This is a genomic window from Blautia sp. AM42-2, assembly GCF_003480245.1.
Taxonomy (GTDB): domain Bacteria; phylum Bacillota; class Clostridia; order Lachnospirales; family Lachnospiraceae; genus Fusicatenibacter; species Fusicatenibacter saccharivorans.
The window spans coordinates 117006-130774 of the sequence record NZ_QUIM01000006.1; the positions used below are offsets into that span (position 1 = coordinate 117006).

At 52.5% G+C, this 13769-nt stretch carries 15 protein-coding genes; 8 read left to right on the top strand and 7 right to left on the bottom strand.

The window, feature by feature from the left end; all coding sequences use genetic code 11:
• Positions 1-13: 13 nt before the first annotated feature.
• From DW915_RS08880 to DW915_RS08895, 4 genes are all read left to right on the top strand, one after another.
• Positions 14-730, top strand: a complete 717-nt coding sequence (locus DW915_RS08880) for a SigB/SigF/SigG family RNA polymerase sigma factor (protein WP_022461765.1) — start codon at positions 14-16, stop codon at positions 728-730.
• 357 nt (positions 731-1087) lie between these two features.
• Complete coding sequence (locus tag DW915_RS08885; protein WP_118742013.1) at positions 1088-2032, top strand: AAA family ATPase; 945 nt, start codon at positions 1088-1090, stop codon at positions 2030-2032.
• A gap of 6 nt (positions 2033-2038) precedes the next feature.
• Positions 2039-3169 (top strand): DUF58 domain-containing protein, encoded by a 1131-nt coding sequence (locus DW915_RS08890; RefSeq protein ID WP_118741989.1) that lies wholly within the window; start codon positions 2039-2041, stop codon positions 3167-3169.
• Positions 3160-4539, top strand: a complete 1380-nt coding sequence (locus tag DW915_RS08895) for a DUF4129 domain-containing protein (protein ID WP_117802356.1) — start codon at positions 3160-3162, stop codon at positions 4537-4539. The genes DW915_RS08890 and DW915_RS08895 overlap by 10 nt, the downstream gene beginning before the upstream one ends.
• Before the next feature lies 1 nt (position 4540).
• Here the strand turns inward: DW915_RS08895 and spoVAC are convergent, their stop codons facing one another.
• From spoVAC to DW915_RS08910, 3 genes are read right to left on the bottom strand one after another with little or no spacing between them, the layout of a single operon-like run.
• Positions 4541-5014, bottom strand: coding sequence for a stage V sporulation protein AC (spoVAC, locus tag DW915_RS08900; RefSeq protein WP_022461770.1), 474 nt, complete (start codon positions 5012-5014; stop codon positions 4541-4543).
• Between the two features lie 19 nt (positions 5015-5033).
• The gene (locus tag DW915_RS08905; protein WP_055228037.1) at positions 5034-5456 is read right to left on the bottom strand and encodes a stage V sporulation protein AB; all 423 of its coding nucleotides are present in this window, start codon (positions 5454-5456) and stop codon (positions 5034-5036) included.
• Positions 5413-6081 (bottom strand): stage V sporulation protein AA, encoded by a 669-nt coding sequence (locus tag DW915_RS08910; protein ID WP_055219984.1) that lies wholly within the window; start codon positions 6079-6081, stop codon positions 5413-5415. The genes DW915_RS08905 and DW915_RS08910 overlap by 44 nt, the downstream gene beginning before the upstream one ends.
• Before the next feature lie 157 nt (positions 6082-6238).
• Between DW915_RS08910 and spoVAD the strand changes: the two genes are divergently transcribed.
• The 3 genes from spoVAD to DW915_RS08925 all read left to right on the top strand — a co-directional run bounded on the left by spoVAD (position 6239) and on the right by DW915_RS08925 (position 8448).
• Complete coding sequence (spoVAD, locus tag DW915_RS08915; protein WP_055219982.1) at positions 6239-7258, top strand: stage V sporulation protein AD; 1020 nt, start codon at positions 6239-6241, stop codon at positions 7256-7258.
• A 13-nt stretch (positions 7259-7271) separates the two neighbouring features.
• A complete protein-coding gene (locus DW915_RS08920) occupies positions 7272-7628 on the top strand; it encodes a SpoVA/SpoVAEb family sporulation membrane protein (protein ID WP_118742015.1) in 357 nt (118 codons plus the stop codon).
• Between the two features lie 157 nt (positions 7629-7785).
• Positions 7786-8448 (top strand): methylated-DNA--[protein]-cysteine S-methyltransferase, encoded by a 663-nt coding sequence (locus tag DW915_RS08925; RefSeq protein WP_055268126.1) that lies wholly within the window; start codon positions 7786-7788, stop codon positions 8446-8448.
• Between the two features lie 99 nt (positions 8449-8547).
• Here the strand turns inward: DW915_RS08925 and DW915_RS08930 are convergent, their stop codons facing one another.
• Both DW915_RS08930 and proB read right to left on the bottom strand, forming a co-directional pair.
• Positions 8548-9750, bottom strand: a complete 1203-nt coding sequence (locus DW915_RS08930; protein WP_118741990.1) for a MalY/PatB family protein — start codon at positions 9748-9750, stop codon at positions 8548-8550.
• 175 nt (positions 9751-9925) lie between these two features.
• Positions 9926-11008 (bottom strand): glutamate 5-kinase, encoded by a 1083-nt coding sequence (gene proB, locus DW915_RS08935; protein WP_226906324.1) that lies wholly within the window; start codon positions 11006-11008, stop codon positions 9926-9928.
• 278 nt (positions 11009-11286) lie between these two features.
• On the opposite strand from proB, the gene DW915_RS08940 reads away from it, so the two are divergent.
• The gene (locus DW915_RS08940; protein WP_117802358.1) at positions 11287-12369 is read left to right on the top strand and encodes an NUDIX domain-containing protein; all 1083 of its coding nucleotides are present in this window, start codon (positions 11287-11289) and stop codon (positions 12367-12369) included.
• 169 nt (positions 12370-12538) lie between these two features.
• Here the strand turns inward: DW915_RS08940 and DW915_RS08945 are convergent, their stop codons facing one another.
• On the bottom strand, positions 12539-13132 hold the full coding sequence (locus DW915_RS08945) for an ECF transporter S component (RefSeq protein WP_022461779.1): 594 nt from the start codon (positions 13130-13132) through the stop codon (positions 12539-12541).
• A gap of 110 nt (positions 13133-13242) precedes the next feature.
• Complete coding sequence (locus tag DW915_RS08950; RefSeq protein WP_243033811.1) at positions 13243-13641, bottom strand: DUF3783 domain-containing protein; 399 nt, start codon at positions 13639-13641, stop codon at positions 13243-13245.
• Positions 13642-13769: the final 128 nt, after the last annotated feature.

Below are 13769 nucleotides of genomic sequence, written 5' to 3' on the forward strand. Positions count from 1 at the left end.
GGAGTCAGAATGCATGGAACATACGCTTGCCCTGATCGAAAAGGCACACGAAGGGGATAAAGCGGCAAGGGATACACTGGCAGAGGAAAATATGGGACTGGTCTGGAGCATGGTGAGGCGGTTTGCAAACCGCGGGGTGGAGATGGAGGATCTGTGCCAGATCGGGAGCATTGGGCTGTTGAAGGCGATTGATAAATTTGATCCTTCGTTTGAAGTCTGTTTTTCGACGTATGCGGTTCCGATGATTGCGGGGGAGATCCGGCGGTTTCTGCGGTCGGAGGGGATGGTGAAGGTGAGCCGCCCGATCCGGGAACTGGCGTGGAAAGCGTATGCGGTGCGGGAGCGGCTGGAGCGGGAGAACGGGCGCGATCCGACGCTGGCGGAGATAGCGGGGGAGCTTGATGTTACCGTGGAGGAAATCGTGGAGGCGATGGAGTCCGGCGCGGAGGTGGAATCGCTGCAGAAGACCATCTATCAGGGGGAAAACCACGATATTTCTCTGATGGACCGCATTCCGGAAAAAGAGAACGGGCAGGAAAAGCTGCTGAACCGGATTTTCTTGGAAGAGCTGTTGGGACGACTGCCCGCGAAGGAGCGGCAGCTCATCTACATGCGCTATTTTCAGGACATGACGCAGGCGCAGATCGCCGGAAAACTGGGGATTTCGCAGGTGCAGGTGTCGCGGATGGAAAAGAAGATTCTGCGGCAGATGCGGATGGAAAACAGCTGAGAAGCTGTCTTTTGTGTAAAAGAAAAAAACGCAGCAAGGCTTCCTGGTTGCCACCTGTAGTAAGACAAGAAAAGAGCCGGAACGAAAAGGAAAAGAACGATGGTGAAAAGGATCCCCCAAAAAAGGAGACACAGCATCGTTCTTTTTTCTTGTGTTCTGAATTTATGTGCTGTAAAATATTTTTATCGTGTTCTTTTTGACCGAGTCAGGCAAGTAGCGAAGCGGATTGCGAATATCCGCGTTGACAAACAGAGCATCGAGGGGAGCTGTTTTCCGCTATTTGTAACGATTCAGAGCCATGAGAAAGAAACGAGGAGAATCGCAGCACGCAAATTTACATCGGGAGGAAGCAAAAACATGGAAAACAATGGATTACAGCAATTAAAAGAAAATATCGCAAAGGTCATGATCGGAAACGAGCGCACGATCGAGCTTGTCCTGACCTGCCTTGTTGCCAAAGGTCATATCCTGCTCGAGGATGTCCCGGGAACCGGAAAAACGGTCATGGCGAAATCCCTTGCGAAATCCGTCGAGGCAGAGTTCGGCCGCATCCAGTTCACACCGGACTTACTGCCGTCCGATGTCACCGGTCTCAATTATTTTGATGCCAAAAGCGGAGAGTTTGTCTTCTCGAAAGGCCCTGCCTTCTGCAACATTCTGCTTGCCGATGAGATCAACCGTGCAACGCCGAAGACGCAGAGCAGCCTTCTCGAGTGCATGGCTGAGCGCCAGATCACCGTGGACGGTGTGACACGGCCGCTCGAGGAGCCGTTCCTCGTCATCGCCACGCAGAACCCGCTCGAGACGCTCGGAACCTTCCCGCTGCCGGAGGCGCAGATGGACCGTTTTTTAATGAAACTTTCGATGGAAGCATTAAGCCCGGCGGAAGAGACGCAGATGATCGCCCGTTTCCTGACCGAGGAGCCGCTCGCCGAGCTGTCGTCTGTCTGCCCAAAAGAAGAAATCCGTACCCTGCAGGAGGCGTGTAAAGAAGTCTACCTGCATCCGGAACTGGTACAGTATCTCGTCCGCATCGTACAGGAGACGAGAGTCAACAGCAAGATTGCAAGCGGTGTGAGCCCGCGTGGAACACTCGCATTTTTACGTGCCGTACAGGGCCACGCGCTGGTGCAGGGACGAAACTACGTTGTGCCGGAGGACTTCAAGACCGTGGCTGTTCCGGTACTCGCACACCGTCTCACCATGCAGATCGGCGCAGACGACGGAAGAGCCGCAGAATCGGTGATCGAGGAAATTTTAAACCGCATCGATCTGCCGACCGAAAACTGGTCAGGAAGGTAACGGACTATGCTTCTTTTATTACTATTTGGAATGGCGCTCGCCTGGTTTCTGCAGAAAAAGCTGTACCAGAAAAACTGGCAGAAAAATCTGAAAATCCAGGTCAGCTTCCAGGATTCCGCGATCTATGAGGGCGAGGAGAGTACGTTAAAAGAGGTCATCGTAAACGACAAACTGCTGCCGATTCCGGCACTCGAGCTTGGCATTTCGATGAGCCGCAATCTGGAATTCGACCGCGAGGCAAAAGCAAACGCGAGCATCACCGACCAGAGCTACAAACGCGATGTCTTTTCGTTCCTGTTTCATCAGCAGGTCACGAGAACACTGCCGTTTCAGGCGAAAAAACGAGGATTCTACGAGATCACCGGTGCGCATGCCGTAGCGTACGATCTTTTTTTCCGGGAGGGTCTTTACAGCGATTACCCGCAGCAGACACAGATGTACGTTTACCCGCGCCAGGTCGATACTGCACGGATTCAGATGATCTGCCGTGCCGTGTCGGGCATGGTTCTGTCACGGAATCGCCTGTACGAGGACCCATTTGAATTTTCCGGTATCCGCGATTACCGGAAAGAAGACCCGATGAACCGCATCAACTGGAAATCGTCGGCACGGATGGGAGATCTGATGGTCAATCAGTTTGACGCGACGACGAGCGTGGAAGTTACGGTGCTTCTCGATATCGAGGACGCCAACATTCTGCGCGAGGAAGCGCAGGTCGAGGAGAGCATCCGCATCACGTCTTCGCTTGCGGCGCGGATGGTGAAAAACAAGATGAATCTGTGGGTGAAGAGCAATGCGAAAGATGAGGAGACCGGCGAGGAGCTGCGTGTCCATCTGGCAGCGGGCGCCGGAAAAACAGCGGAGCTGAACCGGAAACTGGCGTGCGTGCAGCTTGGGGGCAATCTCACAGGCAGCGCGGAGTTTCTGCACAAAGAGGCGGAAAAAGAGCTCACCGGCCACACCTACGTTGTCGTATCCAAAAACAGAACCGATGAGGTCCGTGAGGCGCTTCATCTGCTCTCCGGTGCGCAGAACCAGGTTCTGTGGGTGATTCCGTATCTGCCGGGCGAAGAAGTTCCGTCGGAGCAGAACCGTGCGTACACCGCAATCGGCTGGGAGGTGAAACCATGGAAATAAAAAAGACACTGGTACAGATCCCGCTGACCTGGCTTCATGTCTGGCTTTTATTCGCCGGCATCTATGGCTTTGCCGCCGGTTTTCTGGAGCTGACGGGAAGGGAGGCGATGTATTTCTGCGCCATATCCTTATTGATGCTGATTCCGGCCGCCGCAAGCTGGATTCTGATCCGGAAAACGAAAGCACTCTGGCAGTTTCTGCTTGGCGGAATTGCGGTCTGCGCGGTGACGTATCTGGCAGCGAAATTTTTCTGTTCCCTGTTCAGTGTGCAGGCGGCAGCGGTAATTGAAGCGGCTGCGGCGGCAAACGATGGAAAAAACAAGTTTGAGAACGGTATTTCTCCTGCATTTCTGGAGAGCCTTTCCGGCGTGATGACGGGTCTTATGGCCGCTGTGATTTTCCTGATCCGCGGCTATGTCAGAATCCGCAAAGGCCAGTTAAAGAAAGCAGCGCAGGAACTGCCGGCCGGCTCAATGCCGCTGGCAGATATGGAAGCGTGGGAGATCCCGACGCTCCTCGATGAGCCAAAGCCCCTTCATTTTCTCTGGTTTATGATACAGTATGTGATCGGTGTGCTGATGAAAATGCCGTTCTACTGGCATCTGATCTACTGGTTTTTCTTTGCAGATGTATTCCTGTGCTTCTTCTGCCAGTACCTCGACGGCATGCACGGGTTCATCCGTGACCATCAGAAAATCGCCAATCTCCCGGTGGAGACGATGCAGCGGACGGGAAAACTGATCCTGAAAATTGCAGTACTCCTTCTGGTACTGTTCGTGCTCCCATCGGCGCTCTACGGAAAGGATCCGATTGCGGAGGCGATCGCAGGATATGAGCCGAAAGAGCTGGAAAGCGATCTTACGATCGAAACACCGGAGGCCGAGGCGCCGCAGGGCATGGAGCAGGCCGATCTGTCCGATATGCTGGGGGACAAAGAGTACAAACCGATGCCGCAGTGGATCCAGAATCTTTTTACGGCGGTCATGTATCTTGTGATGGTTGCCGTCGGAACCGCGGTTCTGCGGGCGATTTACCAGAGCGTAAAAAATGCGGGAAAAGCCTTCTCAGAGGATGAGGAGGACGAAGTTCTCTTCCTGCATCAGGGAAACGACGAACGGGAAAATCTGCCGTGGCGGCGGGAAAAGAAAGAGGGCTATCTCTCCCCGAATATGCGTATCCGCCGGAAGTATAAAAAAACGATCAAAAAAGCCGGAAAATACCAGCCGACCGGAGCCGAAACCCCGGCGGAGCTGGAAGAGAGAAACGAGCTTTCCGGCGACGGCATGAGACGGCTGCACGACGGCTATGAAAAAGCCCGTTACAGCCGCGAGGGCTGCACAAAAGAAGAGGCGGAAGCGCTGCGGAACTGATTTAAAACCAGTTCCCGGCAGCGGTCCACAGCCAATAGAGAAAGCCGAGCAGCCAGCTTGCAAAGACACCGTACAGAATGACAGGTCCGGCGATGGTGAAAATTTTCGCACCGATGCCGAAGACCTGTCCTTCTTTTTTATATTCAATCGCAGGAGCTGCAACCGAGTTGGCAAAGCCGGTGATCGGGACGAGCGCACCGCAGCCGGCAAAGGTGACGATTTTCTGATAGATGTTGAGGCCGGTTAAAATCACACTGCTAAGGATCAGAATCAGCGAGCACCAGGAGCCGGCGTCATCTTTGCTGAGCGAGAACTGCGTTTTGCCGATATGGAGCAGAATCTGCCCCACGACACAGATCAGACCGCCGACGATAAAGGCTTTTGCCATATTGCAGAAGAGATTCTGCTTTGGCGTCACCTCTTTGACAAACTGTTCGTATTCTTTTTTTGCCCGTTCACTTTTTAAACTCTGCATCACATCTTACCTCCAGTTCTTATTGAAATCCATTTGCAAAATAATAGAGAGAGCCCGCGATTTTCCCTGCCGCCATGCAGAGAATTACAAACGGCAGTCCGCGCGTCAGTCCGATCCGGCGGCAGAGGATCGAAAACAGGTTGACGACTTCGCCGAGCGCGATGATCCAGCTTCCCAGATAAATGCCTGCAAAAAGCCAGAACACACCGGCCGTCCAGGAGGGCAGGGAAAACGAGAAGGTGCCAAGCGAGAAAAGATCGCCGAACAGCGCCCCGGCCATACAGCAGCATTCGTAAAAACGCAGGCTCCCTGCTGTCTTTGTGATGCCGGCGTACCGTGTCACGATGCCAAGGCCGATCACAAGCGCGACAAGGCCGCTCGCGATGAAAAAGCCAAGGCTAAGACCGGCTGTGATCAGCAGGATCTCTGGCAGGATTCGCATGAAAAGCCTCCTTTCCTTTACCGGAGCGGTCGTTCTGTTCGATAATGGTCGTATCGATATCATCCTCGTAGACCCGCATTTCCACCTCGAGCGGCGTCGGGTCCTGCGTGAATTTCCGCCGTCCGAAATGGTTGAAATAGAGCACGACGCCAAGGCCGATGCCGATGGAATATGAAATTTCCAGCACCGAAAATCCGGGCGTCATCTGCGGGAGAAAACGGGTGTAAACATCCAAAAACAGCTCGCGGACGCCGATGTCGGTGTGGAAGGTCATAATGGAAAACGCAGTTCCGATAAACGTAAGGATGCCGACCAGAATCGTTTTGCACCAGCTGATCCAGGTGTTTTTCTGACGCGGATCCTCGTACGTTAAAATAAAATTCGGCTCGCCGATGTGGGTGACATCGACGTGCTCCTCGGCCTCCGTGACGAGGCGGACGAGGGTGGAGGCGGAGCAGACGTAGCGCCCGTATCCGTCATCGGGAAGATGCGCCACGCGGCGGACCTGATTGCGGGCAAGGACAGCGCCGTCTGAACAGGAAAGCTGCGCCACATCGCCGAGCGTCACGACGGGACTGGTGATTTTGATATTCCGCTCCGTCTGAAGATACAGCATTTCACTCATGAAAAAGATTCCTCTAAAAGTTTCTGAAACAGGATTTTTGTGCTACAGCGTACAGAGTTCCCTAAAACAGGAAAATCATGCGTAAGAATGGAAAAAACGGAAATACTGAAGGTCAGAAATGGTAAGACGCAAAATAAGAAAACGGAGGAATTTGCCGATGAGACAGATGACAGGAAAGCAGAGCATCTCGTTTGCCAAAGCCGTCTATATCGAGGGCAGCGCGGCGATTGTAGGAGAAAAGGAAAAGGATGGACCGCTGGGCGAATACTTTTCGCACACGCTTTCGGACCCGATGTGCGGGCAGGAGAGCTGGGAGGAGGGCGAGAGTGAACTGCAGCTTGCCACCGCGAAGCTGGCAATGCAGAAAGCCAATGTGAGGCCAGAGCAGATCCGCATGATTTTTGCGGGCGATCTTCTGGCACAGTCAATCGCATCATCGTTCGGCCTGGTGGATCTGAACTGCCCGCTCTACGGCCTGTTCGGTGCCTGCTCGACGATGGGAGAGGCGCTTTCGCTTGGCGCGATGGCAGTCGCAGGAGGATACGGTGACCGGGTGCTGGCGGTGACATCGAGCCATTTTGGAACGGCGGAGAAGGAGTTCCGTTTTCCGCTCGCCTACGGAAACCAGCGCCCGCCGTCCGCGAGCTGGACGGTGACGGGAAGCGGCGCGTGTGTGCTTGGAAAAACGAAGAGCAGAGTGAAAATCACGGGCGCTACGACGGGAAAAATCATTGATTACGGGCTGAAAGACAACCAGAACATGGGCGCCTGCATGGCCCCCGCTGCGTGCGATACGATTGCACAGAACCTCGTCGATTTCAACCGGGAACCGGCCGATTACGACCGCATTGTGACGGGAGATCTCGGCGTTGTGGGGCGGGAAATTCTGCTGGAGCTGCTGAAGAAAAAAGGATACGATATCTCGGAACAGCACAGTGACTGCGGCATGCTGATCTTCGACCCGGCAAAACAGGACACCGGCGCGGGCGGAAGCGGCTGCGGCTGTGCGGCATCGGTGCTGGCGGAGTATCTGCTGCCGAAGCTGGAAAACGGAGAGTGGAAGAGGATTCTGTTTGTACCGACTGGTGCGCTGATGTCGAAGGTCAGCTTTCAGGAGGGCAGCAGCGTGCCTGGTATTGCACAGGCGGTTGTAATCGAGCGGGAGGAGGATGTGTAAAATGGGAACGTTTATGGAATATTTCAATGCCTTCTGGGTCGGCGGCCTCATTTGTGCCCTGTGCCAGATTCTGCTCGACCGCACGAAAATGCTGCCGGGAAGAATTATGGTAACGCTTGTGTGCATGGGCGCGGTGTTGAGCTTTCTGGGACTCTACGATCCATTTGCAGAATACGCCGGGGCAGGCGCGTCGGTGCCGCTGCTCGGATTCGGGCATCTTTTGTTTCAGGGAGTAAAAGATGCCGTAAAAGAAAGCGGATTTTTAGGATTGTTCCAGGGCGGATTAAAGGCGGGGGCTGTCGGAACATCAGCGGCGTTGATTTTCGCGTATCTTGCAAGCTGGATTTTCCAGCCGAAGATGAAAAAATAGCAGGTGAAAAATTGCGCAGAAGCAGGCGGAATGATATAATAAAGAAAAATGCCGCAGAAAAAAGCAGAATCGCAGCGGCAGGACGAATACAGAAAAAAGCGGGTGTTTTGCGGAAAAAACATCAAAACACCCGCGACAGGAAGAAAGGAAGTCTGCAATGAAGACAAGAGAAGAAGCGCTATCCTATGGCCTTTCCTTCCCGGACACATATCAGGAAGCACCGTTCCACGATGACAACTGGCAGCTCATCCGCGTGAAAGGAAGCAAAAAGGCATTTCTGTGGGTCTATGAAAAGGACGGAATCATTCAGCTGAATGTAAAAGCAAACCCGGAATGGCGGGACTACTGGCGCGATGCATTCGCGTCAGTTATCCCGGGATATCATCAGAACAAAGAACATTGGAACACGATTCTCCTCGACGGAACCGTACCCGATGACGCTGTGCGTACCATGATCGCCGAGAGCTACGACATCATCACGGACAGCCCGACCAAAAGAATCTATGAGGCGGTAAAGCAGATTCCGTGCGGAAAAGTGGCGACATACGGCCAGATAGCAGCGCTTGCAGGCGAGCCGAAGATGGCGCGTGCCGTGGGAAACGCCTTACATAAAAACACAGATCCGGAGCACATTCCATGCTACCGTGTGGTAAACTCCAAAGGCGAACTGGCCGCGGAATTTGTCTTCGGCGGCGCCGGGAAACAGGCGGATATGCTGGAGGCAGACGGTATTGTGCTGGAAAACGGCCGCGTCAATTTAAAGAAGTACGGCATTAACGTGGAAGAGATGCTGGCACAGCGGGAGCTGGAGCACAACTGAAAAAACAGGATACACAAAACAGCGAAAGACCGGAACGGCAGAGGAAAATGTCCGTTTCGGTCTTTCGTTATGTTTGGTTTATAAAATTAGAAAATACAATTATTTCGCATTGAATACATACTTATCCATACGGTCAAATGCCTCTTTCACAAGCACATGCGGCAGTGCCAGATTCAGGCGGATCGCATACGGTCTGTGGAACGGCCGTCCGTCCTGCCAGATCACGCCGACAGCAACACCGGCTTTCAGCAGTGTATCCATATCGGTATCATGCTCCTTGCACCACTCCTCGCAGTCGAGGTACAGCATGTACGTTCCTTCCGGTTTGGAAAGCTTCACGCCCTTGAAATGCTCGAGAATGTAGTTGTACGCATAATCCGCATTCGATTTCAGCACTTCGCGCAGTTCATCCACCCACTGGTATCCCTCCGGCCGGTAAGCGCCGATCAGCGCATGAACAGAGAGTACGTTCGGAGAATTGTAGTGAGAAAGGGACGAAGCCTTCTCCACACGGTCGCGCAGCATGCGGTTGTAGATGATGTGGTAGGAGCCTACAAGGCCAGCCAGGTTAAAGGTCTTGGATGGTGCATAAAGTGCGATGGTGCGCTCGCGTGCATCCTTCGAAACGGACTGCGTCGGGATATGTTTGAAGCCCGGCAGTGTCAGGTCAGACCAGATCTCATCGGAGATGACAACGCATTCATTTGCTTTGTAAATTTCCATCGCCTTTTCAATTTCCTCGCGTTCCCAGACACGGCCTGTCGGGTTGTGCGGAGAGCAGAAAATCGCGAAATGAATGTTGTGTTCTTTTAACTTGCGGTCCATATCGGCGTAGTCTATACGCCATACGCCGTTCTCATCCTGAACAAGATCGGAGAGAACGATATTGCGTCCGCAGTTCTCAAGAACACCGGTAAAACCGATGTATGTCGGGGAATGCAGAAGAATGGATTCGCCCGGGGATGTAAAAGCGGCAGCAGCCGAAGCAACACAGCCGAGCACGCCGTTCTCATAGCCGATCGCCTCGCGCGGCAGATCTTCCACACCGTTGCGCTCTTTCTGCCAGCGGATGATATTGTCAAAATATGCATCCGGCAGATCAAAGTAGCCAAAATGCGGTTCGTTGACTCTCGCGTGAATTGCTTCCTGAATGGTCGGAAGAGACGGGAAGTTCATGTCGGCCACCCACATCGGGATGCGGGAGAAGCCCTCTTTGACTTCCGCACCCGGAATCGGGATCTGATCGACAGCGATCGAATCGTGGCCGCTGCGGTTCATCAGAGATGTAAAATCGTATTTCATTGGTAAAAACCCTCCTTTGTGTTTGCTGTGCTCTCGAAGTAAAACCAAAAGCACATGGAAAACCGGATGCAGCTTCCTTTCCTCGCTGAAAGAAAAACCTGCAGCCGGCTGAATACAAATATTATAACACGGAGGGGAATTTTCGTAAACAAAAGAATGCTTTATTCGGCACCATTTATTCCGCGCCGATCCAGTTATCGCGGTTGATTGCTTCCGTGTGGCTGGTGCTTTCGTTCATGATTTTCTGCAGATCCGGCCGGTCATAGTTGACAATGCCCTTTCCGAGATATTCATGGCTGCCGCGCCGGAAGACGCTGACGACATCGCCTTTCTTAAAATCGCCTTCGACTGCCACGATGCCTTTGGGAAGCAGGCTCTTTGCCTGAACAGCAAGTGCTTCTGCGGCACCCTCATCGACGTAGAGATTGCCCGCACTCGGCGCATAGAACGCCATCCACTGCAGACGCGTTTTCATGTTGTGGCCGCTGGCGGTAAAGTACGTTCCTTTTGCGGTTCCTTTCACCGCACGCACAATGTTGTTTTCCTCCGCCGAGGAGCAGATCAGAACCGGCACACCGGCTCTTGTGGCAAGCGAAGCGGCGGAGAGCTTCGTTGTCATGCCTCCCGTTCCGTTGCCCGATCCCGCGCCGCCTGCCGCAGCAGTGAGCTCCGGCGTGATCTCATTTACCACGTCGATATGGCGCGCATTCGGGTCACTCTTTGGATTGGCAGTGTAGAGCCCATCGATATCGGTCAGCAGAATCAGAAGCGATGCATGCAGCATCGCAGCCACCTGGGCGGAGAGCGTGTCGTTGTCGCCGACCTTCAGCTCCTCAATCGCGATCGTATCGTTCTCATTGATGATCGGAATCGCACCGCGCCCGAGCAGGACGGAGAGGGAGCCGAAGATGTTTTTATAGCGGCGGCGGTCCTCAAAGTCACTGCGGTTCAAAAGAATCTGCGCGCACGGAATCTGGTACGCCATCAGATTTTTCGTGTATTCCTCCATCAGAAGGCCCTGGCCGACAGCAGCGGCAGCCTGTTTATCGGCAATTTTCGTCGGCCGTTTTTTAAAGCCGAGACGGGAAAAGCCTGCGGCGATCGCACCGGAGGAAACGAGAATCACATGGTGGCCTGCCGTCTGCAGCGCGGCAAGCTGGGTCGTAATGTTCCGTATTTTTTCAGCATCCATCGTTCCGTCTGAGAGTGTCAGGGAGCTGGTGCCGACTTTCACAACTATCGTCTGTTTTTCCATCATGAAAACCTCAAATGTAAGAAATGATAAGAAACGTTGTTTACGGGTGACAAAACATCAATTACAGACACTTTAACACAGCACTGTGTGAGAGTCAAGAAGATGCGGAATGGTCGTTACATTTTTCGTGAAAGATCTGCAAAAAGATAGAAATTTGTTGCTGGAATTCTGAAAAAGTATGGTAGAATAGAAAACGAGAAAAAGGTGTGTGCAGAAATACATTTTTCCTGAAAAACAAAAGAAGCGGAAAGAAGTCCGGCACACGACGGAGGGAGTCAAAGATGGAGGAAAAAACAGAAGAAAGAGGCAGAGGCTGCATGACAACGCTGTGCTACATCGAAAAGGATGACAGCTATCTGATGATGCACCGCACGGTGAAAAAGAACGATGTCAACAAGGACAAGTGGATCGGCGTCGGCGGCCATGCGGAACTTGGCGAAAGCCCGGAGGAATGCCTGCTGCGTGAAGTAAAAGAGGAAACCGGCTACACGCTGACGAGCTGGCGTTTCCGCGGTCTTGTTACCTTTGTGACAGAGGCAGAAAACAGCAAAACGGTGGAGTACATGGAGTATATGTGTCTCTACACGGCAGACGGATTCACGGGAGAACCGACTGCATGTGATGAGGGCGAACTCGCCTGGGTGAAAAAAGAGGACGTCCTGCACCTGAATCTGTGGGAGGGAGACAAAATCTTTTTCCGCCTTCTGAATGAAGACGAGCCGTTTTTCTCCCTGAAGCTGCGGTATGTGGGCGACACGCTCGCAGAAGCGGTGCTGAACGGAAAACAGATGGAACTTTTTGAGGAGCGCTCAGGCGACGGCACGCCGACCGGAACCATCGTAGAACGCGGCGTGGCGCACAGTGAGGGACGGTGTCACGGAACGGCACATATCTGGATTGCACGGGCGAATGAGAAGAGCGGCTGTGAGGTACTGCTGCAGAAAAGGAGTGCCTGGAAAGATTCGAATCCGGGCTGCTACGATATTTCAAGCGCCGGCCATCTTTCGGCGGGCGATACATATTTGGAAGGGGCTCTGCGGGAAATCGGCGAGGAGCTCGGCATCCACGCAGAGGCAGAGGAGCTGAGGGATCTTGGCCTGCTGGAAAAAGTATCACACGGTGTTTTTTACGGAAAACCGTTCCACGATCATGAGGTCAGCGCCGTGTATCTTTACACGAAGCCGGTCGAGGCGGAAAAACTGCATCTACAGGAGTCGGAAGTAGAAGCAGTCCGCTGGATGGATCTCAAAGAGTGCCAGAAGGCGGTAAGAGAAGGAAGCATTCCCAACTGTATTGATATACGGGAACTGGAAATGATTGAAAAAGCGTGGTTCGCCGGAGAAAAAACAAAAGATGAGGAGTAAGAGAAGATGAAAGAAAATGGATTCATCAGCGAGAAGCTGACCCCGAAGCACGAGGAAGAAGAGGCAGCAGCCACCGCTGAAAAATAAAAAGAAATGCATGAAAAAAGTCACCGGTTCGAAATAGAACATGGTGACTTTTTGGGATATCGCGTAAATGAAATTTGTTTTTTTATTTCGCTGCTGCCTTTACCTGGCTAAACAGTCCGGATTTCTGAAGAGCCGGACGCAGTGCCATGTAGATGACAACGGAAGCGATGGTGGAAAGTACGGCGTTGATGGAAGTTGCCGCTACGTTCCAGCTTAAGGTAACCTCTGCTGCCGGTTTTCCAAGAAGAACCAGTTTGTAGAAGTAACCGATGAGCGGATCGAAGATCACATTGAACAGAAGTCCGCCGATGGCTGCAAGCAGTGCCCATTTGAAGATCTGTTTCTGATCGGTCTGCTCGTTGATTTTACCGATTTTGTGTGCGATCAGTCCTGCGATGAGGCCGATGCAGAATTTTAAGATGAAGGTCTTTGGTGCGTATACCACATAGACCGGATCGAGAAGATCTCCGATGGTCATGCCGATCGCACCGCCGATTCCGCCGTAAACACCGCCGAGAATCAGTGCACCGAGCACACAGACAGCGTTTCCGAAATGGATCGAGGTGGCATCTCCGCCTGGCAGCCAGATTTTGAACTGCAGGAAGGTGAAGACAACGTAGGAAAGGGCTGCAAAGACACCTGTCATTGCGATTTTCCAGACTTTTTCATTTTTCATAACAACTCACTCCTTTGGTATCTGGAACTTTCGTTCCTTGATTGCACCCTATTATAGGGAGTGGTGGCATGAAGAAAAAGTTCCAATTCCGGATTTTTTGACCAGACCAGTTATTTCCGGTACGATTTCATTTTTTCGTGTTCTTCTTTTAATTCTCTGTAGAGCTGCAGCGAATTCCACGCCTGGTTCTGCGTTGTGACGATGGCTTTGAGGGCGATCGGCGGCACTTTTTTCCGGCGCATTTCGGTGAGAAAAAGATCGAGTTTCCGCTCGGAAAAGCCGGCCATGACCATCATTGGTTCTTCAAATCCGGCGCCGTCGTAGGCTTCGGGGGATTCTGCAAATGCTTTATTTCCGGCAAGAAATCCGATCGACTGGAGATACTGTTCCGGTTCCACAATGCGCACGCGGATACCGAGCTTTAAGAGAACCGGCTTTAAAAGCGCAGCTGTTTTCGTTCCTTTGATCTGATATAAGAGTACGGTTTCCATGAGAAAAATCCTTTCCACGGGCAGATTTCCGGATCAAATGCACGGATGCCCAGAACTATGATATAAGAAATGTTTTGGAAAAACAATACTTTTATGGTATCATAGGAACGTACAATTCAGAACACGATAAATTTTGAGATAAAAGA